The 25,096-nt window shown below is 61.9% G+C and carries 26 protein-coding genes; 11 read left to right on the top strand and 15 right to left on the bottom strand.

Features of this window, described 5'->3' with window-relative positions:
* Positions 1-71: 71 nt before the first annotated feature.
* Positions 72-287, bottom strand: a complete 216-nt coding sequence (locus G7Y31_RS01090; RefSeq protein ID WP_165011109.1) for a cold-shock protein — start codon at positions 285-287, stop codon at positions 72-74.
* A 208-nt stretch (positions 288-495) separates the two neighbouring features.
* On the opposite strand from G7Y31_RS01090, the gene G7Y31_RS01085 reads away from it, so the two are divergent.
* The gene (locus G7Y31_RS01085) at positions 496-2,913 is read left to right on the top strand and encodes a DEAD/DEAH box helicase (protein ID WP_165011111.1); all 2,418 of its coding nucleotides are present in this window, start codon (positions 496-498) and stop codon (positions 2,911-2,913) included.
* Here the strand turns inward: G7Y31_RS01085 and G7Y31_RS01080 are convergent.
* The 7 genes from G7Y31_RS01080 to ssd form a co-directional block, all read right to left on the bottom strand.
* Positions 2,910-3,293: an Rv3654c family TadE-like protein gene (locus tag G7Y31_RS01080; RefSeq protein WP_244977415.1), complete on the bottom strand. Its 384-nt coding sequence runs from the start codon at positions 3,291-3,293 to the stop codon at positions 2,910-2,912. The genes G7Y31_RS01085 and G7Y31_RS01080 overlap by 4 nt on opposite strands.
* Positions 3,290-3,643: a hypothetical protein gene (locus tag G7Y31_RS01075; protein ID WP_413227956.1), complete on the bottom strand. Its 354-nt coding sequence runs from the start codon at positions 3,641-3,643 to the stop codon at positions 3,290-3,292. The genes G7Y31_RS01080 and G7Y31_RS01075 overlap by 4 nt, the downstream gene beginning before the upstream one ends.
* Positions 3,618-3,809, bottom strand: coding sequence for a DUF4244 domain-containing protein (locus G7Y31_RS11900; RefSeq protein ID WP_413227961.1), 192 nt, complete (start codon positions 3,807-3,809; stop codon positions 3,618-3,620). The genes G7Y31_RS01075 and G7Y31_RS11900 overlap by 26 nt, the downstream gene beginning before the upstream one ends.
* A 182-nt stretch (positions 3,810-3,991) precedes the next feature.
* Positions 3,992-4,654 carry a type II secretion system F family protein gene (locus G7Y31_RS01065; RefSeq protein WP_165011115.1) on the bottom strand — a complete coding sequence of 221 codons (663 nt, stop codon included), beginning with the start codon at positions 4,652-4,654 and terminating at the stop codon, positions 3,992-3,994.
* Complete coding sequence (locus tag G7Y31_RS01060) at positions 4,651-5,535, bottom strand: type II secretion system F family protein (RefSeq protein WP_165011117.1); 885 nt, start codon at positions 5,533-5,535, stop codon at positions 4,651-4,653. The genes G7Y31_RS01065 and G7Y31_RS01060 overlap by 4 nt, the downstream gene beginning before the upstream one ends.
* Entirely contained in the window at positions 5,532-6,734 is a 1,203-nt protein-coding gene (locus tag G7Y31_RS01055; RefSeq protein ID WP_425321644.1) for a TadA family conjugal transfer-associated ATPase, read from the bottom strand. The genes G7Y31_RS01060 and G7Y31_RS01055 overlap by 4 nt, the downstream gene beginning before the upstream one ends.
* Positions 6,731-7,978, bottom strand: coding sequence for a septum site-determining protein Ssd (gene ssd, locus G7Y31_RS01050; RefSeq protein WP_165011119.1), 1,248 nt, complete (start codon positions 7,976-7,978; stop codon positions 6,731-6,733). Before ssd ends, G7Y31_RS01055 begins: the two co-directional genes overlap by 4 nt.
* Before the next feature lie 287 nt (positions 7,979-8,265).
* Here ssd and G7Y31_RS01045 point away from each other — a divergent pair, with 287 nt between their 5' ends.
* Positions 8,266-9,123: an HAD family hydrolase gene (locus tag G7Y31_RS01045; RefSeq protein WP_165011121.1), complete on the top strand. Its 858-nt coding sequence runs from the start codon at positions 8,266-8,268 to the stop codon at positions 9,121-9,123.
* A gap of 9 nt (positions 9,124-9,132) precedes the next feature.
* On the opposite strand, the gene G7Y31_RS01040 is transcribed toward G7Y31_RS01045, so the two are convergent.
* Entirely contained in the window at positions 9,133-9,822 is a 690-nt protein-coding gene (locus G7Y31_RS01040) for a Fic family protein (protein ID WP_165011123.1), read from the bottom strand.
* Positions 9,823-9,951: 129 nt separating this feature from the next.
* Here G7Y31_RS01040 and G7Y31_RS01035 point away from each other — a divergent pair, with 129 nt between their 5' ends.
* From G7Y31_RS01035 to G7Y31_RS01010, 6 genes are all read left to right on the top strand, one after another.
* Positions 9,952-10,461, top strand: coding sequence for a phage holin family protein (locus tag G7Y31_RS01035; protein WP_165011125.1), 510 nt, complete (start codon positions 9,952-9,954; stop codon positions 10,459-10,461).
* A 20-nt stretch (positions 10,462-10,481) separates the two neighbouring features.
* Positions 10,482-11,378: an alpha/beta fold hydrolase gene (locus G7Y31_RS01030; protein WP_165011127.1), complete on the top strand. Its 897-nt coding sequence runs from the start codon at positions 10,482-10,484 to the stop codon at positions 11,376-11,378.
* Between the two features lie 155 nt (positions 11,379-11,533).
* On the top strand, positions 11,534-13,135 hold the full coding sequence (locus G7Y31_RS01025) for a peptide ABC transporter substrate-binding protein (protein ID WP_165011129.1): 1,602 nt from the start codon (positions 11,534-11,536) through the stop codon (positions 13,133-13,135).
* 165 nt (positions 13,136-13,300) lie between these two features.
* Positions 13,301-14,227, top strand: coding sequence for an ABC transporter permease (locus G7Y31_RS01020; protein ID WP_165011131.1), 927 nt, complete (start codon positions 13,301-13,303; stop codon positions 14,225-14,227).
* Positions 14,220-15,179, top strand: coding sequence for an ABC transporter permease (locus tag G7Y31_RS01015; protein WP_165011133.1), 960 nt, complete (start codon positions 14,220-14,222; stop codon positions 15,177-15,179). The genes G7Y31_RS01020 and G7Y31_RS01015 overlap by 8 nt, the downstream gene beginning before the upstream one ends.
* A gap of 2 nt (positions 15,180-15,181) precedes the next feature.
* Positions 15,182-16,903 (top strand): ABC transporter ATP-binding protein, encoded by a 1,722-nt coding sequence (locus G7Y31_RS01010; RefSeq protein WP_165011135.1) that lies wholly within the window; start codon positions 15,182-15,184, stop codon positions 16,901-16,903.
* A gap of 164 nt (positions 16,904-17,067) precedes the next feature.
* Here G7Y31_RS01010 and G7Y31_RS01005 read toward each other — a convergent pair whose 3' ends face one another.
* The gene (locus G7Y31_RS01005) at positions 17,068-17,610 is read right to left on the bottom strand and encodes a hypothetical protein (protein ID WP_165011137.1); all 543 of its coding nucleotides are present in this window, start codon (positions 17,608-17,610) and stop codon (positions 17,068-17,070) included.
* Positions 17,611-17,778: 168 nt separating this feature from the next.
* On the opposite strand from G7Y31_RS01005, the gene istA reads away from it, so the two are divergent.
* Positions 17,779-19,371, top strand: coding sequence for an IS21 family transposase (gene istA, locus G7Y31_RS01000; RefSeq protein WP_165011245.1), 1,593 nt, complete (start codon positions 17,779-17,781; stop codon positions 19,369-19,371).
* Positions 19,372-19,374: 3 nt separating this feature from the next.
* On the top strand, positions 19,375-20,136 hold the full coding sequence (locus G7Y31_RS00995) for an ATP-binding protein (RefSeq protein ID WP_165011246.1): 762 nt from the start codon (positions 19,375-19,377) through the stop codon (positions 20,134-20,136).
* An 89-nt stretch (positions 20,137-20,225) separates the two neighbouring features.
* Here the strand turns inward: G7Y31_RS00995 and G7Y31_RS00990 are convergent, their stop codons facing one another.
* The 5 genes from G7Y31_RS00990 to nth all read right to left on the bottom strand — a co-directional run bounded on the left by G7Y31_RS00990 (position 20,226) and on the right by nth (position 24,715).
* Entirely contained in the window at positions 20,226-21,422 is a 1,197-nt protein-coding gene (locus G7Y31_RS00990) for a hypothetical protein (RefSeq protein WP_165010811.1), read from the bottom strand.
* A gap of 151 nt (positions 21,423-21,573) precedes the next feature.
* Positions 21,574-22,761, bottom strand: a complete 1,188-nt coding sequence (locus G7Y31_RS00985; protein ID WP_165010813.1) for a MarP family serine protease — start codon at positions 22,759-22,761, stop codon at positions 21,574-21,576.
* A 63-nt stretch (positions 22,762-22,824) separates the two neighbouring features.
* On the bottom strand, positions 22,825-23,487 hold the full coding sequence (locus tag G7Y31_RS00980) for an NUDIX hydrolase (RefSeq protein ID WP_165010869.1): 663 nt from the start codon (positions 23,485-23,487) through the stop codon (positions 22,825-22,827).
* Between the two features lie 14 nt (positions 23,488-23,501).
* Complete coding sequence (locus G7Y31_RS00975) at positions 23,502-24,080, bottom strand: TlpA family protein disulfide reductase (protein WP_244977414.1); 579 nt, start codon at positions 24,078-24,080, stop codon at positions 23,502-23,504.
* Positions 24,077-24,715 (bottom strand): endonuclease III, encoded by a 639-nt coding sequence (gene nth, locus G7Y31_RS00970; protein WP_165010815.1) that lies wholly within the window; start codon positions 24,713-24,715, stop codon positions 24,077-24,079. The genes G7Y31_RS00975 and nth overlap by 4 nt, the downstream gene beginning before the upstream one ends.
* 51 nt (positions 24,716-24,766) lie before the next feature.
* On the opposite strand from nth, the gene G7Y31_RS00965 reads away from it, so the two are divergent.
* Positions 24,767-24,919 carry a hypothetical protein gene (locus G7Y31_RS00965; protein WP_165010817.1) on the top strand — a complete coding sequence of 51 codons (153 nt, stop codon included), beginning with the start codon at positions 24,767-24,769 and terminating at the stop codon, positions 24,917-24,919.
* Positions 24,920-25,096: the final 177 nt, after the last annotated feature.

The following is a 25,096-nucleotide window of genomic DNA, read 5'->3' as shown; positions in this document are numbered from 1 at the left end:
GACGCAAAACACCGGTAGCCCGACACCCCTGGCGGGGTACGGACTACCGGTGCGTGGCTGCACAGCAGGAGCTAGATCGCGTTGACGTTCTGTGCCTGCGGGCCCTTGGAGGAGTCGCCGACCTCGAAGCTGACGTGTTGGTTTTCTTCCAGGCTGCGGAAGCCGTTGCCCTGGATTTCGGAGTAGTGGACGAAGACGTCGGTGGAGCCGTCATCGGGGGCGATGAAGCCAAAGCCCTTTTCAGCGTTGAACCACTTGACGGTGCCGGTTAGTGCTTGGGTTGTCATAAAGAGTTGTCCTTACGGGGTAGTGAATACTGCGGGCATCCGCCGAACTACCCGATATCTCAAAGGGTGCTCGCTTGGTAAAGCCTGGTCTGCGAGCAATTATTACAACACTGCGCTAACGGGCGTCTGCCTTGGGTACCAGTGTGGCACGTTTTGGGCCAAAGCGATAGGCTGCGGGAGATATTTCTTCCCAAGGGGGTAATTCCACATGGCACAGCCACAGTCAGAAAGCACTGATTCTGCGGCCTCTCAGACCAGCGCGCGGCCCGGGTTGGCACAAGAACTGCTTGAGGATATTAGCCGTCGCTTCCGGGAGTCCACGTGTACGCACCAGGAGACAATGGCACCGAAGCCGTCCACGTATGCCGAATGGCCGGAGTGGACGCTGCCGCAGCTCAAGGACATTTTGCAGGATCGCGGCGTGCAAAATTTGTATACCCATCAAGCTGCGGTGGCGCAGGCGGCATGGCAAGGATCCGACGTGGTGGTCTCCACCGGAACATCGTCTGGAAAGTCTTTGGGATACCAACTGCCCATCCTCTCGCGCCTGGCTCAAAACCGGACCGACTGCGCGCTGTATATCACCCCCACTAAAGCGTTGGGATCTGACCAATTGGCCGCCGTGCAGTCGCTGTGCGCTGATATCGAAGAGCTCCGGGATGTCTTTCCGGCGCCCTATGATGGCGATACCCCGGCGGAGGCCCGCGCCGGGATCCGGGATTCCTCCCGGTTCATCTTTAGCAACCCGGACATGATCCACATGTCCCTGCTAGCGGTGCACCAGCGGTGGGCGCGGGTACTGCGCAGGCTGGCGTTCATTGTGATCGATGAGTGCCATTCTTATCGCGGGGTGTTTGGGGCCCACGTTTCGCTGGTGCTGCGCAGGCTGCTGCGGTCGTGCGCGCACTATGGCTCCCATCCGGTCATCATTTTGGCTTCGGCGACGATGAATGACCCGGCCACGCACGCGCAAAGGCTCACCGGCCGGCCTGCTTGCGCGGTAACCGAAGACGGCGCCCCCACGGGAGCACGCACGGTGGTGTTGTGGGAACCAGGCTTTATCGAAGGCGCAGAAGGCGAACATGGTGCCCCCGTGCGCAGGCCCGCCACCACGGAGGCCGCTGGCATCATGGCCACCCTAGTGGCCCAGGGTGCGCGCACGCTGACTTTCGTGCGTTCGCGTCGCTCCGCAGAAACGGTCGCGCTGCGCACCCAAGAGGAACTAGCGGGTTCTTTGGGCAGACCGGACTTTGCCCGCCGAGTGGCCAGCTACCGGGCCGGTTACTTGGCAGAAGACCGCCGGGCCTTGGAGCGCGCCTTGGACAACGGTGAGCTGCTGGGGGTGGCCACCACTAATGCATTGGAGCTGGGCATAGACGTTGGTGGTCTCGATGCCGTGGTAACCGCGGGCTTTCCGGGAACTGTGGCGAGTTTTTGGCAGCAGGCTGGCCGCGCGGGACGGCGCGGCCAGGACTCCCTGGTGGTCTTGGTTGCCCGCGATGAACCCATGGATACCTATTTGGTCCACCACCCGCAGGCACTACTGGGCCGGCCCGTTGAGGCCAGCGTGTTCAACCCGGCTAACCCGTACATCTTATACGGTCACGTCTACTGCGCCGCGGTAGAAAAGCCCCTCTTACCAGACGATATAACCGCATGGGGCGCCCAGGGAGTGGTGGACCAACTAGAAGCCGAGGGCCTATTGCGCCGCCGGGAGCGGGGTTGGTTTGCCGTGCCACTGCCTGCGGGCGACGACCCCGCAGGGTTGCGCCCGGAGACCGCGCACTCCCATGTGACGCTGCGCGGCGGAAGTGGGACCGAGGTAATGATTGTGGACGCCACCACCGGCAGACTGCTAGGCACCGTGGATTCCGCCCGTGCAGCCAGCCAAGTCCATCCCGGCGCGGTGTACTTGCACCAGGGCGAGTCTTATGTGGTGGACGCTTTGGACTTCACCGACTACGTGGCGTTAGTTCACCCAGAAACTCCGGACTACACCACCACTGCGCGCTCTGATACGGACATCCGCATTGTTGGCGAGGCCGAAGGCCTGGTGAACTACTCTCCGGGGTTGTGGGTAGCCAACGTGGAGGTTGACGTCACGCAACGGGTTACCGGCTATCAGGTCCGGCTGCCCGATGGCACCGTGGGCGATGAAGTCCCGCTTGCCATGCCGGCGCAAAACTTGCGCACTCGCGCGGTGGCCTACACCATCGATCCCCTGGTGCTGGCCGAAATCGGCGTCACCGCCGGGGCCACGCCGGGCACTCTGCATGCTGCCGAGCACGCCGCCATTGGCCTGCTGCCGCTATTGGCTACGTGTGACCGTTGGGACATCGGCGGGGTGTCTACCGCCCTCCATGTGGACACGCAGCTGCCCACCGTGTTTGTCTACGATGGCCACCCCGGCGGGGCGGGCTTTGCCGATGAAGGCTTCCGCCGCTTCCCCGAATGGATCGAGGCCACCTATGACGCCGTGCGCTCCTGCCCATGCGAAGCCGGTTGCCCTTCCTGCGTGCAATCGCCTAAATGCGGCAATGGCAACAACCCCCTGGATAAGGCGGGGGCCATCGCCTTGCTGGGGGCTTTGGTCAGCATGACGGCACACACCGATGCCGCCCCTTAATCCCCTGCAGTCGGCCCGGCCTTCGCTGTGGCAGAACTCCGGCGCACAGTGACGGTGACAACGACATCGGCACTAACGGCGACAGCGGCGGCATCGGCAAGCTGACACTGGCTCAAGGTGGCGTGGTTGTGCGCTGCGATCTCGCGGGCTTGGGCGCAGGCATCATTGCCCTGGTAGGCGGCATAGGCCCCGGCAATGGCTGCCATATCAGCGGCAACCTGAGCCTGGTGGCGTGCAGCCACCACGCTGCCCAGCCCGGCGATAGTGAGCATCAACCCCACCAACGCCACACACAACCCGGCGGTGACCACGCTAGTGCTGCCGCGCTGGGACATACACGCGCGGCAGAGGCGGGCACGTACCTCACGGAAGGGACTCACTGCCCCACCACCTCCAGTGGGAAGACGGCCTGGGCCTGCATCACCCCGAAGGGTGCCGGCACCCGGGCGGTTACCCGCACTAATTCGCCTTCCTGGTGGACCTCCACGTCCCCGCGCGGGGGCGTGAAGTCTTGCCCAATGGCATAAGCACGTGCTGCCGCCCCGGCAATATCCACCGCCGCCAGGTGGGAGCTCATGGTGGCAATCGCGGCGACCATGGCCATGACCACCAGCACCAGGGTGCTCAACCCCAGCGCGGCCTCCACGCTGACAGAGCCGCGGTCTGTACCCAGCCAGCGCCAACGCCCGTGCCACGCCATGGCGCTAGCCCGGCCGGTTATTGAGGGCATCGGTAATGATGGACTGGAAGGCCTCCGAGACCGCACCACCATTAACTACGGCGATGAGGATGCCCGCCAGTGCAGCTGCGGCCACCGCACACAGGGCGTATTCCACGGTGGTCATTCCGCGCTCGTCGCTCAAGGCACTCCCCAAGCGGGTACCTAGCCGCTGCAGGTGGTTCGCCTTCGCTTGCTTGGCGGGCGCAGGCTGCTGAGTCAGCGCGGCTTGTACGGTCGGTTCCTCGCAGTGCGAAACGTCGCAGTGCACAGCAGTGTTATTCATGGTTATCTCCTTATATTCTTTGATAGGTATGGGTTAGCTGGAAGTGGAGGGGCAAGCCCCCGGGTGTGGTGCGCTTAAAACATCTGGCCCACCAGCCCGGCAATGATGGGTACTAGGCCCAACACAATGAATGCCGGGAGGAAGCACAGCGCCAGGGGCAAGGCGATGAGTACGCCTGCGCGCTCAGCCCGAGCGGTGGCTAGGTCCTCAGCCTGCTGCCGCAGGTGTGTACTCAAGCGCCCGCACCCGGTGACGATGGCCGCGCCGGAGCTTTCAGACATCACCACCAGGGCAGCAACGTCTCCCAGGCCGGGCACCGCGCGCAGTGGCTGCCAAGCTTGGTGGGCTTCCACTCCCAGGGCAAGCAAGGCCGCGGTATCTGCCCACGCTGAGTGCGTAGAGGTTTCCGCGACCGCAGCAGCCGCACGCGCAGGGCCCAAACCCGCTTGAAGGCAAGCGGAGAAGAGTTCCACATCATGCGCTGCTACCAGGTAATTCGGCGTGGGGGTTGCCACTCGGCGCGCCAGGATGGCCAGGCGCCCCCGCAGCCCGCGCGGGCGTACCACGCCGGGGGACTGCGTGGCTGGGCTAGCTCGTGGGGTCTTTGGTCCCCGGGGGTGGTGCCCGGGGCGGTCATCATCAATGGTGCCGGCCAGTACTGCAGCCGCCGCCAGCATCAACGCCAGCGCCCAGAGCCCGGCTTGTGCGGTATCAAATCCACAGGTGAGAGTACTCATAGCGCCACCGCCTTGCGCAACAGCAGCCGCGTCCACACAAAACCCGCGCAGACTAAGGCGGTGCCCACCACGAGCGCTATCCCGCCCAGCCCACCGCCGAGTAAGAATCCCAGCGGGTGCGCGCCCAGCAGGGCACCCATGCCTATGCCCACTGCGGGCAAACACGTCAGTACTACCGCTGTGGACTGCGGTCCTTGCAGCCGCGAGCGAGTGGCTTGGTCATGGCGGCGCTGCGCATCCAGGCGCTGTTGGGCGTGCTCACAGACCTGCGCCAGGGGGATTCCATAGCGCTGCCCCACGTCCACGATGCTGGCAAAGTGCTGCAGGGGTGTTTCCTGGCCCGGGGTAGGCTCGGCAGCAGAGAGTGCGCCCGCACGCAAGACAGCGCTGACTTCCCCGCCGGTGCGCGCCACGTGCGCAGCCGCCAACAGGTGGGCCCGCAATGGTGCTGGCCCGGATTCTAGCTGTTGGGCCGCGTGCAGCATAGCTCCCGGAAAGGTGGCCCCGGCGCGCAGCTCTGCGGTCAAGGTGCCCAGGAATTGGCTCAAGCAGGCATCTTGAGCTTGCCGATGCCGCCTGCACCAGCCCTCGCGCAGCACCCACCCCGCCGTAGCTACAATGAGCGCCGCTGCTATCACCCCGCTGGGGTGCGCCCAGCCCATGCCAATGCCCCCTAGTACAGCCACTGCCAGCAGCCACAGTGCACCGCCGCGGGCCCGCTCGCTGGGACGCCGGGAGCGGGAGTGTGCCCCGGCGCGGTTCGCCGCCAGGGACGGTGGCAGCAGCGGGGGCACGGGCAGCGCACACGCGAGGGCCGCTAATCCCAAACCAGCACCGGCCCACTGGGCGGACAACGCCGTGGAGGCGCTCAGGGGAATCATCGCTCCTCCTCGCAGCCGACCAGGGCGAGCAATTGGGCGAATCCTTCCCGGCGGCCATGGGTGGAGTCCCACACCACCTGGGCGCAGACTTGCTGCTGGCCGGGAGTCGGCTCTAGTAGACCAATTTGAGCAAGCTCGCGGGTGCCGTCGCTGCGCCGTCGCATGGCTAAGACCACCCGCACCGCGGCGGCCAGCTGGGAATGTGCTGATGCCCGGTCCATCCCGCCTACCGCAGCCAACGCCTCCACGCGGGCGGGCACCTCCTGTAGGGAGTTCGCGTGCAGGGTGCCGGCACCACCTTCATGGCCGGTGTTAAGTGCTGCTAAGAGATCCACCACCTCGGCGCCGCGAATTTCGCCCACCACAATGCGGTCGGGGCGCATGCGCAGCGCTTGACGCAGTAGGAGCGACAAGGAGATCTCTCCGCTGCCTTCGGCATTGGCCCGGCGCGCCACCAGGCTGACCACGTGGGGGTGGTCAGGGGCCAGTTCGGTGGTGTCCTCGATGACGATAATGCGCTGGCTCGCCGCCACCTGCCCCAATAGCGCGGATAGCAAGGTGGTCTTGCCCGATCCGGTTCCGCCGATGATAAGGAAAGAGACCTGGTGTGCCACCAGTCCCCGCAGCAGTGCTGCGATGTCTTCTGGCACAGTACCGTTTGTTACCAGGGCTTCCAGGCTGGTTTGGGATTGGCGCAACACGCGCAGGCTCAGACAAGGTGCGCCTACCGCCGGTGGGCTCAGTAGGGCGTGAATGCGTATGGCGGCGCCATCGGGGCGGGTGAGGCGGCCATCGGCGAAGGGCTGGGCATCATCCAAACGCGCCCCGGCGGCTACTGCCAGGCGGGTGGCCAGGCGGCGGACTTCGGCGGCATCGGCAAAGCGCACGCTTGCGCGCTCCAGGCCCTGGCCGCGGTCGAAGAACACCTGATCCGGTCCATTGACTACCACGTCGGTAACCCCGGGCTGCGCCAGCACTGCCTCCAGTACGCCTAGGCCGGTGGTGTCATTGCGCAGCTGGCGCATAATGGCCAGGACGTCGACGTCGCTGATGACCCCGGCCTCCACGCGAATACGCCGCGCCAACGCGGCCGGGTCTGCTGCCAGAGCGGGTTCAGCGGCCACGATATGCGCCATCTTTTCTGCCAAGGCGTGGTGCATTGTCTGGTGGGTTACGCGATTGGCGGCTAGCGCACTCATAGCTGCCACCCCGCCGCGTCGAAGATGAGCTCACAGGGGTTGCGCACTGCCCGGGGCAGCTGCAGCGGCAACCCACCGAGTTCAATGTGCTTGGGCAAGGAGCGCAGGTGCGGGATTTCTGCGGTGACATCGGCGTGCAGCACGTGCTCCACATCCGCGACATCCAGGGAGGACCAGCCGCGGTGGCGCACCACGACGCTGTGGGCCACGCCATGGGCGCGAATCCGCGCTAACTGGGTACTGGCCGCAGCCACCGCGCGGACTTCTGCGGGCACCAGCAACACCACGTGGTCCGCCTGCTCCAAGCGCACCTGCCCGGGCTGCGTGGGTGTGGCCTCGTGTGTCTCCGCACCGCCTACCGGTAACCCATCCAAGACCACCGGGGTGTCGCGCAGGGCGCTGCTGATGGTCTCCAGCAGTTGCGGGCGCAACACGAAGGGGTCTTCGACGGTGCTGCGTGCGCCGCTAAGAACACGGATGCCATCGCTGGTAGCTGGCAGCGCCTGCACAATATCGGCAGCATCCAGGCTCCCGCCGCGAATGTTGAGCTCCGGCCAGCGCACCCCGCTGTGCTCCTCAATGCCCAGCATGAGGTCCAAGCCACCGGCATGAGGGTGGCAGTCAATGAGCACCGCGGCGCACTCGCCGAACCCTCCAGCGCCCGGTGTTCCCGCGCCCCGCCCGCCCGCGCTGACCCCACCGTGTGCCCGGTACTGCGCCCACGTGCGCGCCAGGCTCGCGGCCAGGGTGCTGCTGCCCGCTCCCCCGCACGCACCCAGCACGGCCAGACGCCGGTGGGTACCGCTGCCTGCCGGTGAACCAGATGGAGTCAGGTTATGGACGGCTTCTGCCAGCGCGGCGAGCAGCTCGCCTGCTTCCGCAGGCAGCAAAAAGGCAGCGCGCGCATGGCAACGCAGTGCGGCCTCATAATCCAAGGGGCCGGGCTCTGGGGCTACGAAGAAGACCTCACATGGCGTGCCGCCACCCGGACCAGAGGCGCTACGCTCCCGGGCGCGAATTTGGTCGGCTACCAGGGCGGCGGTGGCCGCATCTGCAATCACCACCCGCGCCCGGGGAATCAACCGGGCAATATCGCGCGGGTCTGCACATGTATAAACCTCCGCGCCAGTGGCTGCCGCGGCGTGGGCGGCTTCTGGGGTTACCACGGGATCGCTAAGCGCCAGCAGGATGAAGGCCTTGTCAGCCTCAACGTGAGTTCCGGAAGGCAGTGTCTGAGTAGTCATGCCCCAACTGTCGCCCGTGCGACCGCTAGTGCACAAGGGGAATTTTCCTGATCTGTGGATAACTGGCCTTGTTTGCCCACTCGAGTGCACAATTGGGGCCTTGCCTGTGGATAACTCCTGTGCAACAGCCCTATTAAATACTGAATAGAAGTTGGGAAAGTGGCGACATAATCTACCCGTAACCTTCGCACCACCCCCAGCGATAGTCCAGAAGAGCTCACCCCTTAAGTCACATCCGTCACAACTGTTGCGGAGTTTGCGGGGTGTACGGACTAGACTCGAGGACAATGACTTCGCAGACCCCGCACCGGCCCAGCGCCGCACAGGTACCCGCGCTGCACTCCAGCGCGGTAGCGGCATTTTTCGACCTCGATAAGACCATCATCGCCACCTCGTCTGCGTACGCCTTTGGCAAAGAATTCATGCACAACGGGCTCATTAAGCCCGGTGATGCCCTCCAGATCTCCCTGGCCAAAGCCAGCTACATGATGTTGGGCCAGTCCAGCGAACAGATGGACGCCTCCCGGGACCAGCTCACCGCCATGGTCAGCGGCTGGAGCGTGGAAGAAGTCGAAAAGATTGTCCGCGACACCATGCACACCGTAGTCACCCCGGCCATCTACGCGGAAGCCCGTGAGCTGATTAACTTCCACAAAGCCGCAGGCCACACCGTGGTAATCATCTCCGCCTCGGCCACCACCTTGGTGCAACCGATTGCCGATGAACTAGGTGTAGACGTAGTCGCCGCCACCGAACTCGAACAGCGCGACGGCCGTTTTACCGGAGAAATCCTCTTCTATTGCAAGGGGCCCGCTAAGGCTCAAGCGCTGCGCGAGATTGCCCAACGCGAAGGGATAAACCTCCAGCACAGCTTCGCCTATTCGGACTCTGCCACGGACATCCCCATGTTGGAGATGGTGGGCAACCCGGTGGCCGTCAACCCGGACCGAGCGCTAAAGAAACACGCCCTGGAGCACGGCTGGGACCTGCGCGCTTTCCGCGACCCGGTGCCGCTATTTACCATGCCCGGCGCCCGCGAGGTGGGCATTGGCGCCTCCGTGGTTGCTGGAGTAGCCGCCGTCATTGCCGCCGGTCTGTGGCTCGCGGGCAAGCCACACCCATGGGCGGATAGCTCGCCTGCTTAGACCGCCAGCCTAAACCGCCTGCGCGATGGCGTCGGCCTCCTGCCCACCTGCCTCCCAGGCCCGCAGAATGAACACCACCGCTGCCGCCGCGCGCCCCTGCCGGTAGTCTGCTAAGGCCTGCCCATAAGCTTGCCGATGCCGCCGCAAGTACACCTCAGGCACCGCAAAGCCCCGCGGGTCCAGCCCCGTATGCACCGCCATCGCCCGGCCTGCCACCCGAGCCACCACCTCACTATGTGGACCAAAAAGCTCACTGGCGGCAATTTCCAGGTGCACCACCGCCGGGGCCAAACGATCAAAACTGGGGCCCGTGCCTTGGGTGATGAATACTGCCAAACGCTGGGCTAAGTCGGCATCGGCAGACTCTGCAGCCCCACCAGCAGACACTGCCACCTTGGCCAAGACCTGCAGCGGGGCGCGGGCAAACGTGCGCACGGTGGTAGCCAGCAACTCAGGGGCCAGGTGCGAGTAGGCAGATAGCTCCGGCCCGGCCAGCGCATCCAACTCCTCCACAGGGCGCATTCCTGCAGCTGAGGTGGCGCGGGCGCCCCGTACCAAAGACTCTGCGGAGATTATCTCTGGCTTGCGCAACCCGGCTGGGCGGCGGTGAGCGCGATTGATGGCGGCGGTGGCGGCTGCGACGGCATCGGCAACGCCGGATTGCGACATCATCGGGGCCATCGGGTCATGCTCGCTCATAATTAGCTAGGATAGTGGGCAGACTTTTTAACAGACACCGCACCCTAGCCCAACCCTAGCCCAGCCACAGCGATAAGCAGAAGGGTGAGCAGAAGGGTGAGCTAAAGCACCTAAGGAAGGTTTTTCCCCGTGAGCAAAGACGGACTATTCACTGACGGCTCTGAGAACTTCGCCCCGCGCGCGAACGCCATCCCGCTCAGCGATGTAGACACCTCCAAGTCCGGTGAGGCCTCCATTGGCCAGCTGGTGTCCAATGCTTCCGAGCAGATTTCCTCCTTGGTTCGCTCCGAGCTGGAGCTGGCAAAGACGGAACTGGCGGCCGCGGCTAAGAAGGGCGGCATTGGCGCCGGCCTCTTCGGCGCCGCCGGTGTTGTGGCACTGTATAGCTCCTTTTTCTTTTTCTTCTTCCTGGCAGAGCTACTGAGCCACCTGTGGTTTGACCGCTGGGCAGCGTTCCTGATTGTCTTCCTGATTATGCTGGTGCTCGCCGGCGTGCTGGCCCTCCTGGGCTTGAAGAACGTCAAGAAGGTCAAGTCCCCGGAAAAGACCATCGCCTCTGCTAAAGAGCTTAAAAACGTCATCCCGGGCTCCAAGGGCTCCAAGGAGCTGACCAACCCGCAGTCCGGCCTGTACACCTAAGGGGCCGCGTTAACCCTGCTATGGCTTCGACGCCTGCGCTGCCGCCGTCTGTAGTTGAACTAGACGGGCCGTGGCGCCATGAATACCTCCACACCCGCGGCCTGCGCCTGCACGCCGCCACCTTGGGGGATCCCAGCCGCCCACTGATTCTGTGCCTGCACGGATCCCTGGGCGGCTGGTTTGATTATCAGTACGTACTCGAGCCGCTTGCCGCAGCAGGCTACCACGTGGCCGCATTGGACCTGCGCGGCTATGGGCTTTCCGATAAGCCACCGGTGGCGCTGGGCCAGGACATTCGGGTGCTCATTGGGGATGTCACCGGGGCCATCCAGGCTCTGGGCCACGACCGCGCCGTGTTGGTGGGTAATGACACCTCTGCAGGCCTGGCGTGGGCTACTGCGTGTGAGCGCCCGGAGCGGGTGGCCGGGGTGGTGTCCATTTCGGGGGCTCACCCGCGGGATTTGCGCCGGGCTATGCACGCGCGTCCCTGGGATTTTGGGTGGCTCCTGCTGCGCACCCTGCTTGTGCGGCTGCCCCTGGTGCGCCTGGCGCCGTGGGGTATGCTCACCGACACTGAGCTGCGGCTCAATGTGGCAGGCGACAGCCCGCGCGTGCGGGAGACTGCCGCGCTGCGGGGGCAGGCGCGCTTAATTGGCAATACCTTCCGTGGCTTTCTGTGGAACCACCGCCTGCTCACTGCCCCCGTGCCACAGTTGAGCTCCGTGCTTGCCGATGCCCCCGTACTGTTCCTGCATGCCAACCAACGGCTGTGGGGCCCGGTGCTGCGGCGGGCGCGGCGGCGGGCGCGCCAGCTACAGCCTGCGCACGTGGCCGGGAGCAAGAACTTGCCGCACATTGAACAGCCAGAAGAATTCGTGGCAGTGGTGCGTGATTGGCTGGCCCAAGAGGGTCTGTAAGAACCCCTGCCTTGATTTGGTTACCTGTTAGATAATAGGGTGGTGTGCTAACAGGACTCAGTAGGCATATTTGTGTGTTACCACCGTTACACAGTACGTTGTTCTACAAGCCTGACCACAGGACCCAGATCTCTCACGATGGAGGAACACCCCCCATGCCCATTAAGAAGATTGTTGCGCTATCAACTGCAGCAGCTCTGTCTACGGCCCTGGTGGCCTGCAGCTCCGATTCTTCCGACTCCGCCTCCGGTACTTCCGACAGCAAGGGCGGCACCAATTACGTCCTCACCAACGGCTCCGAGCCCCAAAACCCGCTGGTACCGGCAAATACCAATGAGACCGGCGGCGGGCGCATTGTCGATAGCCTCTTCGCCGGCCTGGTGCGCTACGACGCCGACGGCAAGGCCCACAATGAGGTAGCCGAGTCCATCGAATCCAACGCGGACTCCACCGAGTTCACCGTCAAGCTCAAGGACACCAAGTTCTCTGACGGCACCCCGGTAACGGCCCACTCCTTCGTGGACGCCTGGAACTACGCCGTGGCCAACGACCTGCTGGGCGCATACTTCTTTGAGCCGATCAAGGGCTACGAGGAGGGCGCGCAGTCTCTGGAGGGCCTGAAGGTTGTCGATGATAAGACCTTCACCATCACCCTGACTGCCCCCGAGGCAGACTTCCCGCAGCGCCTGGGCTACAGCGCTTACTTCCCGCTTCCGGAGTCCGCTTTTGAAGACATGGACGGCTTCGGGGAGAACCCGGTGGGCAACGGCCCGTACAAGCTGGCCGAGTGGAACCACAACCAGGACGCCATCCTGGTCCCCAATGAGGAATACACCGGGGAGACCCCGGCTAAGAACGATGGCGTGAAGTTCATCTTCTACCCCTCCCAGGATTCCGCCTACGCAGATCTGCTAGCCGGCAACCTGGACGTGCTGGATGCCATTCCGGACTCCGCCTTCTCTGTCTACGAAAACGACCTAGGGGATCGCGCAGTCAACCAGCCGGCCGCGGTGTTCCAGTCCTTCAGCCTGCCCAAGAACCTCAAGCACTTTGAGGGCGAAGAAGGCAAGCTGCGCCGCCAGGCACTGTCGCTAGCCATCGACCGCGACGCAGTAACTGAGACCATCTTCCAGGGCACCCGCACCCCGGCCAAGGACTTCTCCTCCCCGGTGCTGCCGGGCTACTCCGAGAGCATCAAGGGCAATGACGTCTTGGAGTTCAACCCCACCAAGGCCAAGGAGCTGTGGGCCAAGGCGGATGAGATTGATAAGTTCTCCGGTTCCTTCCAGATTGCTTACAACTCCGATGGTGGCCACCAGAGCTGGGTGGACGCTGTGACCAACCAGATCAAGAACAACCTGGGCATCGAGGCCAACGGCGCTCCCTACCCGGACTTCAAGTCCCTGCGCGATGAGGTCACCAACCGCACCATCACCACCGCCTTCCGCACTGGCTGGCAGGCAGACTACCCGTCCATCGGCAACTTCCTGTCCGCCGTCTACGGCACCGGCGCTGGTTCCAATGACTCGGACTACTCCAACAAGGCCTTCGACGCCAAGCTGAAGGAAGCCGGCACCGCTAAGTCCCCGGAGGACGCAGCCAAGATCTACAACGAGGCACAGGAGTTCCTCTTCGCGGACCTGCCCGCCATCCCGCTGTGGTACTCCAACGTCACCGGCGGCTACTCCGAGGCCGTAGATAACGTGGTCTTCAACTGGAAGTCCGTGCCGGAATACACCGACATCACCAAGAAATAAGGCGCCCTACTGTTTCGCGCCTGAACGCACCCGGTAGCCCTACTCCCCCTGTCCTATTGCGGAGTAGGGCTACTTGCCTGCCTGCACCCGCTTAGTTTCCACACCTGGCATTGCTTATGATTTATCCAGCAATGGGAAGCTACTTAGAAAAGGAATCTTCATCCAATGTTGCGCTATATCGGGCGACGCGTGTTGCAGATGATCCCGGTGTTCCTCGGAGCCACCTTCCTCATCTACGCGCTCGTCTTCCTCATGCCCGGTGACCCGGTCGAAGCCCTAGGCGGCGACCGTGGCCTCACCGACGCGGCCCGCGAAAGGATCGCGGCCGAATACAATCTGGACAAGCCTTTCTTGGTCCAGTACTTGCTCTACCTCAAGGGCATTTTGGTCCTCGACTTCGGCACCACCTTCTCTGGCGTACCTGTTACCCAGGTGATGGCCAACGCTTTCCCGGTCACCCTGAAGCTGGCGCTAATGGCCATCGTCTTTGAGTCTGTCTTTGGCATCATCTTCGGCGTGATATCCGGTATCCGCCGCGGCGGCGTCTTCGACTCCACCATCCTGGTGCTCTCCCTGGTAGTCATCGCAGTGCCTTCCTTCGTGGTGGGCTTCGTCTTCCAGTATCTGGTGGGCATCAAGTGGGGCCTGCTGCCGGTGACGGTGGGTGCGAATGCCAGCTTCAAGTCACTGCTCATGCCCGCCATCGTGCTCGGCGCCATGTCCTTTGCGTACGTCATTCGCCTGACCCGCCAGTCGGTGAGCGAGAACCTGCGCGCGGATTACGTGCGCACCGCCCGCGCCAAGGGCCTGCCCAACGCGACCACCATGAACCGCCACGTGCTGCGCAACTCCCTCATCCCGGTAGTCACCTACATCGGTGCGGACCTGGGCGCGCTGATGACGGGCGCGATTATCACCGAGGGCATCTTCGGCATCAACGGCGTGGGCGGCACGATGTACCAGGCCATCTTGCGCGGTGAGCCCACCACCATCGTTTCCTTCACCACGGTCTTGGTGATGATCTACATCATCTCCAACCTTTTGGTTGACCTCCTGTACGCCGTACTTGATCCGAGGATCCGCTATGCCTAATTTTGAAACCGCCTCCCCGCGCCCCGGCCAAGAGCACTTCATCGCAGAAACGGATGAGACCGGACTCGGTGCTGTCGATGCCGTCAAGGATGAGTCCGCCCCGTCTTCCCAATGGGGTGAGGCCTGGCGTTACCTGCGCCGCCGCCCGCTGTTCTGGGTCGCGGCCGCCATGATTGCCGTAGCGGTAGCCATGGCCGCCTTCCCCGGCCTGTTCACCTCCACGGATCCGCGCTTTTGCGAGCTTTCCCGCTCGCTAGCAGGCCCAGAGCCTGGCCACGTGTTCGGCTTCAACCGCCAAGGCTGCGACATTTATTCGCGCCTGATTTACGGCGCCCGGGCCTCCGTGGCGGTGGGCGTGCTCTCCACGCTGATTGTCACTGTATTGGGCTCAATCATCGGCGCCTTGGCCGGCTACTTTGGCGGCTGGCTGGATGCCGTGCTCTCCCGTATCACGGACGTCTTCTTCGCCATCCCGCTGGTCCTGGCCGCCATTGTGGTCATGCAGCTGTTCAAGGAGCACCGCACCATCCTGACGGTGGCCGTGGTCCTGGGTGCTTTCGGCTGGGTGTCCATTGCTCGCATTACTCGTGGTGCGGTGATGAGTGTGAAGAACGAGGAGTTCGTCACCTCCGCGCGCTCCATTGGTGCCTCGAATGCCAAGATCCTTTTTAGCCACATCATGCCCAACGCTGCGGCCCCCATCATCTCCTATGCCACGGTGGCCCTGGGCACCTTTATTGTGGCGGAGGCGACGCTGTCCTTCCTGGGCATCGGCTTGCCGCCCACCATCGTGTCGTGGGGCGGCGACATCTCGCAGGCGCAACAGTCCCTGCGCACCAACCCTGAGGTCCTCTTCTACCCGGCCACCGCGCTGGGCTTGACGGTCCTGAGCTTCATCATGATGGGCGACGTCGTGCGCGACGCCCTGGATCCCAAGGCAAGGAAACGTTAATCATGGCAGATAACCACGCACAGCAATCTCCTGCTAATCCACAGCCATTGTTGGAGATGCGCGACGTCCAGATTTCCTTCGAGTCCTCCACCGGTACGGTCGAGGCGGTCCGCGGCGTAAACCTGTGCATCTACCCGGGCCAGTCGGTGGCCATCGTGGGCGAGTCCGGCTCCGGTAAGTCCACTACCGCGATGTCGATTCTGGGCCTGCTGCCCGGCACCGGCAAGGTCACCGGCGGGCAGATCCTCTTCGAGGGCCAGGACATCACGCACTTCAATAACAAGCAGTTCGAGGCCATCCGCGGCTCCCAAATTGGTCTGGTGCCGCAGGACCCCATGTCCAATCTGAACCCGGTGTGGCGCATTGGCACCCAGATTGAGGAGTCCCTCAAGGCCAACAACGTGGTCCCCGGCTCGCAGCGCCACCAGCGCGTGGTGGAGCTGCTGGAGGAGGCCGGTCTTCCCGATGCCGCCCGCAGGTCCAAGCAGTACCCCCACGAGTTCTCTGGTGGCATGCGCCAGCGCGCCCTGATCGCAATGGGCCTGGCTGCCCGGCCGAAGCTGCTTATTGCCGATGAGCCCACCTCCGCCCTGGACGTAACCGTCCAAAAGACCATCCTGGACCACCTGGAGCACCTGACCCAGGAGCTGGGCAACGCGGTGTTGTTTATCACCCACGACTTGGGCTTGGCCGCCGAGCGCGCCGAGCACCTCATTGTCATGCACCGCGGGCGTATTGTGGAGTCTGGTCCCTCGCGCGAGATTTTGCGCGACCCCCAGCACCCCTACACCCGCCGCCTGGTCACTGCCGCACCGTCCTTGGCATCCTCTCGCATCCAGTCCGCCCGCGAGGCCGGGTTGGACACCGCCGAGCTGCACTCTCATGGTGCTGAGTCTGCCGATGCCGCCCCCGTCATCCAGGTCCGCAACCTCACCAAGGAATTCGACATCCGCGGTCAACGGGGAGAAAAGAAGCTGCTCAAGGCCGTAGACGATGTTTCCTTTGACCTGCGCCGTGGCACCACCATGGCCATCGTGGGCGAGTCTGGTTCCGGCAAGTCCACCGTGGCTAACATGGTGTTGCAATTGCTGCAGCCGACCTCAGGCTCGATTATCTACGAGGGCCAAGACACCGCCCAGATGTCGAAGAAGGAGCTGTTTAACCTGCGCCGCAAGATGCAGGTGGTTTTCCAGAACCCCTACGGTTCCTTGGACCCGATGTATTCGATCTACCGGTGCATCGAGGAGCCGCTGGCCTTGCACAAGGTAGGCTCCCGCAAGGAGCGCGAGGCTCGCGTGGCTGAGCTGCTGGACATGGTGGCCATGCCACGCTCTGCCATGCGTCGCTACCCCAATGAGCTCTCCGGCGGTCAGCGCCAGCGCATTGCGATTGCCCGCGCGCTGGCCCTGGGCCCGGAGGTAGTCGTGCTCGACGAGGCCGTCTCCGCCCTGGACGTGTTGGTGCAAAACCAGATCATCAACCTGCTGGCGCAGCTACAGGAGGATCTGCAGCTGTCCTATCTGTTTATCACCCACGACCTCGCGGTAGTCCGTCAGACCGCCGATGACATCGTGGTCATGCAGAAGGGAAAGATTGTCGAGCAAGGCACTGCCGATGCCGTCTTTGACAACCCCCAGCAGCCCTACACCCGCAACCTCATCGACTCGGTTCCGGGCCTGCACATCGAGATCGGAACCGGCGCCAACTTGGGTCTTACCGAGTAGCTACTTCTGCCAACTGCGCGCTTTACCTACTGCATGAACCACCCTGGTAGGCCCTAGAGTCATCGCGTTCCCTAGGGCCTATCCCCCTTTATGGGCGGCTCAAGGTCCCCTCTGAAAGTTAATGCATAGTACTAAGCCGGCCTAAGGCGGGCGAGGAAGTCTCCTTACATGCCAGGAAGAGCATCGACCTTGATGGAGATCAGAAGATACACACCAAAGCACGCAAAGGCAGCTGCCAGTCCCCAGAAAACGTTGAGAGAGCAAAACCCCAGGAACAGGGATATGGCACTAGGAACCACTAACCCGATACATGTCTGCAAGAAGCTATCCATAGCTTCAAAAGCACGAGTCGTCTCTGTGGTTCGCTTCTGGTAAGAGTATTCCCAGTGTAGCGTGACTATGGCGACGTTGCAGACAGTCAGCATGCTTATGCTGGCTGCGGTGAGCACAAGGCTACCTGCATGCTCGATGGCAAAGGACCCGAACAGAATTAGGAACGCCACTGCGGAACCCCAGACGGAGGTGACGAGCGTTACTGATTGATGTTGACTGGCATAGTGCTTCAGGGTTTCATTGCGATGCAAGAATGCTGCCAGGATTGTCATGGTTCCAAGCAGCAGTGGATAGATCTCTCCGCCCTCGAAGTTGAGCTGTGCTACCACCAGCGGGAGCGCGACGACGTAGCTTCCGCACAATGCGGATGCCAAAATTAATACCGTAACTGTGGCAACGTGCCGATTGCGGGTATTTGGTCGGGGTAGTCTGCATAGGTGGTAGGGGTGTTTCTGGCTAGGTGGTCGGGTCATGATCTGTGTGGCGGTGTCGTCAATTCTGTGGCACCGTGACACGTTTTCATGACTAAGGAGGCCATGTTCATGGCTGAATTCAAAGAGATCATGGCGATGCGGTTGGAAGGCAAAAGCTACGATGCGATTGCTTCTGCCTTGGGGTGCTCCAATCGCGATATTGCTCGCGTGATCGATGTCATCAACGCCTATGACATCACTGCTGAGGCGTTTGCGGGATTGTCCCCGGAGTTCTTTGACGAGCATTTTCCGGATGGACGCAGGGCGAGGAAAGCAGCGTATGTCCAGCCGGATTATAAGGCTCTTGCGGATAAGCTGGCGAAGAACAAGCATCTGACCAGGTTCATGCTGTGGGAGAAGTATTACTCCTTGCCAGCCGAGCCAGGGATGGTGAAATACCAGTACGCCCAGTTTTGTAATGGGTTGGCAGCCTACATCAAAACCCACGGACTCACCGAGGTCATTGACCATGAACCCGGTGAGGAGCTGTATGTGGATTGGGCTGGCGATAAAGTCGCTATCGAAGATCCTGCGACGGGCAAGACGGCGTTTCGTGCATCAATTTTCGTGGCTGTCTGCCCGTATTCAGGAATGTTGTTTGCGAAGGCAGCCAGGAACGAAAAGATGGACAACTGGATCGACTGCCATGTCGCCACATTGGACTATCTTGGTGCTCTACCAGCAATTATTGTTCCTGACAACGCGTCGACAGCAACTTATCGGCCGAAGAAAAACTCTTCCTATCGGGCGATCACGGATCGCTATGCTGACTTCGCTGCGTACTACGACATTCTCATTGTGCCGACCAGGCCTGGAAAGCCACGCGATAAGGCTGCCGTTGAACGCGCAGTACAAACCGTGTACTCGCTGGTCCTGGGCTATTTCGATCAGCAAAGATTCTACAGTCTCGAAGAGCTCAACGAAGCGATCGCTGAACGTATTGACGACATTAATGAGGTCCGCCAGCGCAGCGATGGGCTAACCCGGCGAGAGCTTTTTGATGCTGACGAACGCCCACTGATGCGCGCTCTGCCTCAGGATCGGTTCACTGAAGTGTTGTGGCGCAGCCTAAAAGTAGACCGGTCCTGGCACGTCACCTGTGACTATCAGTACTACTCAGTGCCATTTACCCTGGTGGGCAAAACGGTACGAGCACGTCTGACCCACTCAACGGTTAGTATCTTCTACCTCGATCAGCTAGTGGCTGAGCATCCTCGGTTGCACGGATTTCGCTATCGGTACTCCTCCGACCCGACACACAGCCCCGATGGACATTCAACGTCGAAAGCCTACACCCGTGACGAGTTGCTCTCTTGGGCCTCATCCTACGGAACTGCGACGATAGCGGTAATCAAAAAGGTCCTCGACCGCTACGCCACAGCCGTACCGAAGGGGATGAAACAAGCCAGCCTAATCCTGGCATCGCTGGGTAAGCGCCACAATGGCACCACCCTGGAACCGGCATGCCAGTACATCCTGGACCACGAGCTAGCTCCAGCTCGATCAGTAATACAGCGCGTGCAATCCAGCATCAACCACAATCGTCCTGCCACCAAAGCACCGCAGACGCAACACAGTCCAGGGCCAATCGACATCACAGGATTGGAATCAGAGGTCTTCATCCGCTCAGCAGAGCACTTCACTAACAGAAAGGATGCCTAAACCATGGATCACCTGGATGACACCACCTGGGCACGACTGCGCGCCCTACGGCTATCGACCTTCGCCGAGGTTTACTTCGAGCTCATCGCCAACGACGACTACGCCAATGCGCTACCTGAAGATATCTTCATCGCAGCCACCGATATCCTCGCCCAGCGTCGAACCGAGCGTAACATCGCCAAAGCCATCGCACAGGCAAAGTTTCGGTACCCAGATGCCACCCTCGCTGAAATCATCAGCCCCGAACAACGAGGCATCAATACCCGAGCGCTAGAACGCATCGCGAGGACCAATTGGCGAGAAGACCCTACCAACTTGCACCTGCTGGCACCTGCAGGAACTGGGAAAACCTACATTGCCTGCGCCCTAGGAGTTGCAGCGTGCCAAGCAGGGTACTCGGTGTTGTACTACCGCCTTGACCAGCTGGTGTCCACGTTGGCGGCCTTCTTGCCCAACGAGGAATCATACGAAACGGTGATGAGAAAACTCGTGAATGTCGATGTCCTGATTATCGACGACTTTCTCACCCTTGGAATAGACTCCCGTGGTCAAGACGACCTAACCAAAATCCTAATTGAAAGAGACGGCCGACTCCCGACCATCATTTCATCACAATCGAGTGCAGGCTACTGGCTCAAAGCCCTGCCCAACCGAGTCGGAGCAGACTCACTCGTCAGCAGGATCAGCAGCGGGCGCCATATAGAAATTGGCGACTTTGACATGCGCAAGCATCTTGCAACCATCCGCGACAACACGAACACCTAACCCCAAACGCCAGCCCGGCTATGCAACGCCGGGCTGGCAGCCCTACCAACAACCCGGAATACCACCCCGACCACCTTCCCGGAACACCCCTACCAAATACGCGCACTTGGCATCTGGTAAGAGTATTCCCAGTGTAGCGTGACTATGGCGACGTTACAGACAGTCAGCATGCTTATGCTGGCTGCGGTGAGCACAAGGCTACCTGCATGCTCAATGGCTAAAGACCCGAACAGAATTAGGAACGCCAATGCGGAACCCCAAACGGAGGTGGTGAGCGTTACTGATTGATGTTGACTGGCATAGTGCTTCAGGGTTTCATTGCGGTGCAAGAATGCCGCCAGGATTGTCATAGCTCCAAGCAGCAGTGGATAGATCTCTCCGCCCTCGACGTTGAGCTGTGCTACCACCAGCGGGAGCGCGACGACGTAGCTTCCGCACAACGCGGATGCCAAAATTAATGCCGCTACTGTGGCAACGTATGCCTTCGGTACAACGGGCCTAGGGAGATTACAGTCCGTAGTCTCCGCGGCATTACCAGCCTCATCTTGGCGCCCCTTGCTCCCGTGCAAACGAGGGAGTTGGCTAATGAGCAAGGCACAAACCGAGCGAGTCGCAACATTTACGAACACCGCCAATTGCAGAATTGAACCGTACTGAAAGTAGAGAATTGCAACGGCAACCACAGACGCTATACCGGTTGAGAAGTATGTGAGGAACCTCAAATGACCCCTAAAACTGACAGAAGCCGAAAGGCCAGAGGAATTACCTACAAATAGTATGTACTCAGACCGTGCAGGGAGATACAGCGAATTCCCAACGAAGGCGGTGAATAAGCATAAAAAGATCACCACTGGTGAATTAGAAAAGAGCAGGATCGGCAGAAGGGCTATGGCAAAACTACCATGCCCCATGAGCATAAGGACTTTGGCGTTTAATCCGGACAGTCTCGGCAGGACCGCTCGGTTTCCAAGGAGCAAGCCACAGGGTCCCGCGAGCAAGATGACCGAAACTATGTGCAGTGGGATCCCCTGCTCTGCGACTAAAGCATAGTTAAAAAGAAGTGGCATCAAGCTGCCGCCCAATCCGCCGAGAAATGCCGACGCAGCCAGGATCTTTCTGGTCACTAATTCAGCGGATGGGGCCATACGGATGCTTCTTTTATCTTCGGGAATGCTTGCCGCAAGTACATGTCTCGAGGAAGCCCAAAAAGAATTGAATAGCACTCCCCATGGGAATTGATTAAATGCTGCATATCGCTCGATGCGAATGTCTGTAGCGTAGCTCATACCCGGTTCCCGTGCAAGTGACCGATGTCATGAGGCGGCGGAACGTGACCATAGGGCTACGTCTCTGGATTCTCGAGATCAGCCCGGTCGGGTGGCTCCCTGGCACATAAGGCGGCATCGGCAAGCCGAAGATTAGCCCGCCTAGCAGGGTCTACTTGCTCACGCACTCGCCAGTGGCTACGGGCTCACGCAGGGCAAAGATGTCGCCGATGTTGCCGCGGACTTCCTCGGCAGTCAGGGCGTAACCGGTATCAGAGTCATCCACCGCGGCGCCGAAAACTACGCCGAGCACCTGGCCGTTGTCGTCGATCATCGGCCCGCCGGAATTGCCCTGTTGAATCAGGCCACGCACGGTATAGGCGTCACGCTCCACGCGGGAATGGGCGTAAATATCCGGGCCCACAATCCTTAACTGCTCGCGAATCCGTGCGGGCGAGGCCGTAAATGGACCCGACAGTGGGAACCCCATCACTACCGCATCCTGGCCGCGCTGGGCAGGCTCCGGCGCCCACGGCAGCGGGCTCAACCCCAGGCCCTCCGAGTGCAGCACAGCAATATCGACGTCTGGGTTGTAGTAGACCACCTCGGCTTCCTTCACACCTACCACGGTATCCAGCGAGACCACGCTGGTACCCGCCACCACGTGAGCGTTAGTAATCACGTAGTCCTCCTCCGTGACAAACCCAGAGCCCAGCAGGCGACGGCTACAACTTTCGGCATCGCCCAGAACGTGCACGACAGACGGGCGCAGGGCCTCAATTAGCTCCCGGTTTTCCACCTCAATCCGCGGGGCCTCCACCTCCGCATTGCTGGTCCACGGGTCTACTAGTGGCGGCAGGCCGGACTCATTGAGCATGGCCGCCAGTCCCGTAGGCAGATTGCGCAGCTGCGCCGGGGCCACCGCATTAATACCGCCCAAGATTTGTGACTCGCGAATCCCTTGTCCGGATTTTCCAGACAGTGCCGAGGCCAAGGGAATAGACACCAGCCACAGGATCAGAGCCACTGCCAGGAGTTGAAACAGCGCCCCCACTAGGGAGTCCACCCGCTGTTGCATCCGGCCGCGCATGCGGTCGCGCATCGCTGCCCCTAGCCCAGCACCGACCAGGTAGCCGATGCCCACCAGCAAAATCACCACCCCCAGCCCCAGGAGGAAGCGGATCACCACCTGCGGAGTCAGCGCCATCACCGATGGTGCAATAACCATCCCCAGCACAAGTCCGGCACTGATTCCCACAAAACCCAGCACTGAGGCCCACGCGCCCTGGCGCCAACCGCTATACATCGCCACGACGCCAGCCAGCACCAGCACGATGTCAACAACGAGTGCGGGAGTCACGAATACGTACCTGGCTTTCTCCGCCGGATCCGGCGGCGGGAACGGATAAACAAGTATTAAACCTTAGCGCTCATTATTGCGCGAGCGCGCCAGGACATCCTGCAAACCGTGCACTTCGTGGCGCCGCCAAGGAATCTCCCAGCCGGTGTGGCGGAACAAAGCGGCCAACAGTCCACCGGTAAATCCCCAGATGAGGTAATCCCGGTGCCAAAACGCCGGGCCCTGCCAGCCGCGAAAGCCCACTTGCAAGCGCTGGGCGGGGTCCAACAGCTCCACCAGGGGAGCCGCAAAGACATCATCGGCCTCCGCGGGGCTAGTTACCTCCAGCTGGCGCGGCGCATGCCAATGCGCCAGCACCGGGGTCACCGGGTGCCCGCTGGCACGAATGGTCACCGTGTCCCACGCGGAGAGCACGGTGGTCTCCGCTTCCTCCAGTCCGGTTTCCTCCCGCGCCTCGCGCAGCGCAGCCTGCACCGGGGTCTCCCCCGGGTCCAGCCGGCCGCCGGGGAAAGCAATCTGCCCGGAGTGCGAACGCATGCTGGGCGAACGGTGCGTAAGCAGCACCTCCCCCGTCTCCACTCCATCCCCGGATAACGCAATGAGCACCGCCGCAGGCTTGAGCCGAGCCGGCGGGTCCGTATAAAAACGCCGTTGCCCCAAAATGTCTTCCACCACGCCCGGGTCCATCTGCCGCGCGCGGTCGAGCCATGCGCTGGAGCGCTTCATCCTGGTGCGTCTAGTCATAGAAATTCCCCAATCCGCGCTTCGATTTCTGCAGCACTGTCCATGGCCTGCACAATCGTGCCCACAACCTCCCCGTCGCGCAGCACCAGCGTAATTGGCACCACCCCGGGAAGGCCCAGCGTGCCGGCGAAAGTATTGGCATCATCTTGATAGCTGGCCAGCTCCAGCCCCAGTTCTTCCAGGAACGCGGCCCCGTTGGCGGCGTTGGCGTCCGCATGCACACCCACCACGGTCCATTCGGGGTGGCGCTCCGCGACTTCCATCAGGGGTGGCAGTTCCTTGCGGCAAGGCTGGCACCACCAGGCCCACACATTAACTACTGTCACACCAGAGCTTGCCGATGCCCCCGTATCCCCACCGCCCAAACACGGCAGGTCCACCCCCGCAATGGGGCCAGTAGGGCAATCAGGGCGCTGCGCCACGCTGACCGGGGCAGCACCCTGGTCAAGGGTTGGGGGGCTGGCCGAGGGGGAATCGGCAGACTCGCCCGATAACGCCGCACGGGCAGCCACCAGCACTAGGACTGCCAGCACCACCATAGCCACAACGGAAAGCACTACACTGCGGTTTTTCACTGCTGGACTCCTGTGGGGCAACCAGGGCGCAGGGTGCACTGCGCGCACCGGGGGCGGCGGGCCGTGCACACGCGGCGGCCGTGGGTGATAACGCGGTGGGAAAACTGGGTCCACTCGGACTCTTCCAACTGTGCGGCGGCCTGCTTCTCAATACCCAACGGGGTCGACGCAGTGACCAGCCCCAGACGAGTCAACACGCGCGCAAAGTGCGTATCCACGCTCAAACCAGGCAACCCAAAGGCGTTTCCGCGCACCACCATGGCAGTTTTGCGGCCCACGCCGGGCAGACTGACCAAGTCCTCCACCGCAGTGGGCACCTGTCCGCCCCACTTGGCCACCAGGGCCTCCCCCAAGCCAATGAGGTGCCCGGCCTTAGCCCGCTGGAAACCCAGCGGGCGCAGCAACTGTTCCAATTCCGCGCGGGTGGCCTGAGCATAATCTTGCGCGCTGCGGTAACGGGCAAAAAGCTGCGGCGTGACTTGGTTGACACGCACATCCGTACATTGCGCGGATAGCACCGTGGCCACGGTGAGCTCCAGCGGGTTACTATAGTCCAGCTCACAGTGGGCGTCCGGGTAGCAGCGCGCCAGCTCAGCATTGGCGCCAGGCAGACCCAGGGGGTGCGCAACAGTCATAGGGCCCTAGTGTAGCGTGCCGCGACGGGTGCTGACTGTGGCAGACGACGGGTGCTGGCTGTGACGGACGGCGGGTGCTGGCTGTGGCGGAAGCTCGGCTACCCCGGTAGTGTAGGGACGGTGATTGCCTTAGTTATCATCGTGCCCATCGCCTTAGGAGTCTTTGTAGTCGTGATGGAAAAGCTGGAAGAAAACGAGCTCTAAGCTGTTTGACCGGCAGCGTGTCGCCGTGCCAGGCCACTGGCCGCAGCCCTGTGATTGCCGTGGCAGACCCGCGCTTGTGATTGCCTGGAGCGTGTTTAACATAAGTGACTTATTACACGGTAGTATGGGAACCGTTGCTGTGTGGGGCGCACGCTAAAGGCACCTCCCGCAGGCAAC

Origin of the sequence: Corynebacterium lizhenjunii, from assembly GCF_011038655.2 — a bacterium.
GTDB lineage: Bacteria > Actinomycetota > Actinomycetes > Mycobacteriales > Mycobacteriaceae > Corynebacterium > Corynebacterium lizhenjunii.
Note: the sequence above shows the minus strand (reverse complement) of the source record. Positions and strands in the feature narration are given on the sequence as shown.

What these genes read in the sequence shown, in the direction of transcription:
- G7Y31_RS01090 (WP_165011109.1), bottom strand. Translation starts at nt 287, where the DNA reads ATGACAACCCAAGCACTAACCGGCACCGTCAAGTGGTTCAACGCTGAA.
- G7Y31_RS01085 (WP_165011111.1), top strand. Translation starts at nt 496, where the DNA reads ATGGCACAGCCACAGTCAGAAAGCACTGATTCTGCGGCCTCTCAGACC.
- G7Y31_RS01075 (WP_413227956.1), bottom strand. Translation starts at nt 3,643, where the DNA reads ATGCCCTCAATAACCGGCCGGGCTAGCGCCATGGCGTGGCACGGGCGT.
- G7Y31_RS01065 (WP_165011115.1), bottom strand. Translation starts at nt 4,654, where the DNA reads ATGAGTACTCTCACCTGTGGATTTGATACCGCACAAGCCGGGCTCTGG.
- G7Y31_RS01060 (WP_165011117.1), bottom strand. Translation starts at nt 5,535, where the DNA reads ATGATTCCCCTGAGCGCCTCCACGGCGTTGTCCGCCCAGTGGGCCGGT.
- G7Y31_RS01055 (WP_425321644.1), bottom strand. Translation starts at nt 6,734, where the DNA reads ATGAGTGCGCTAGCCGCCAATCGCGTAACCCACCAGACAATGCACCAC.
- ssd (WP_165011119.1), bottom strand. Translation starts at nt 7,978, where the DNA reads ATGACTACTCAGACACTGCCTTCCGGAACTCACGTTGAGGCTGACAAG.
- G7Y31_RS01045 (WP_165011121.1), top strand. Translation starts at nt 8,266, where the DNA reads ATGACTTCGCAGACCCCGCACCGGCCCAGCGCCGCACAGGTACCCGCG.
- G7Y31_RS01040 (WP_165011123.1), bottom strand. Translation starts at nt 9,822, where the DNA reads ATGAGCGAGCATGACCCGATGGCCCCGATGATGTCGCAATCCGGCGTT.
- G7Y31_RS01030 (WP_165011127.1), top strand. Translation starts at nt 10,482, where the DNA reads ATGGCTTCGACGCCTGCGCTGCCGCCGTCTGTAGTTGAACTAGACGGG.
- G7Y31_RS01025 (WP_165011129.1), top strand. Translation starts at nt 11,534, where the DNA reads ATGCCCATTAAGAAGATTGTTGCGCTATCAACTGCAGCAGCTCTGTCT.
- G7Y31_RS01020 (WP_165011131.1), top strand. Translation starts at nt 13,301, where the DNA reads ATGTTGCGCTATATCGGGCGACGCGTGTTGCAGATGATCCCGGTGTTC.
- G7Y31_RS01015 (WP_165011133.1), top strand. Translation starts at nt 14,220, where the DNA reads ATGCCTAATTTTGAAACCGCCTCCCCGCGCCCCGGCCAAGAGCACTTC.
- G7Y31_RS01010 (WP_165011135.1), top strand. Translation starts at nt 15,182, where the DNA reads ATGGCAGATAACCACGCACAGCAATCTCCTGCTAATCCACAGCCATTG.
- istA (WP_165011245.1), top strand. Translation starts at nt 17,779, where the DNA reads ATGGCTGAATTCAAAGAGATCATGGCGATGCGGTTGGAAGGCAAAAGC.
- G7Y31_RS00995 (WP_165011246.1), top strand. Translation starts at nt 19,375, where the DNA reads ATGGATCACCTGGATGACACCACCTGGGCACGACTGCGCGCCCTACGG.
- G7Y31_RS00990 (WP_165010811.1), bottom strand. Translation starts at nt 21,422, where the DNA reads ATGAGCTACGCTACAGACATTCGCATCGAGCGATATGCAGCATTTAAT.
- G7Y31_RS00980 (WP_165010869.1), bottom strand. Translation starts at nt 23,487, where the DNA reads ATGAAGCGCTCCAGCGCATGGCTCGACCGCGCGCGGCAGATGGACCCG.
- nth (WP_165010815.1), bottom strand. Translation starts at nt 24,715, where the DNA reads ATGACTGTTGCGCACCCCCTGGGTCTGCCTGGCGCCAATGCTGAGCTG.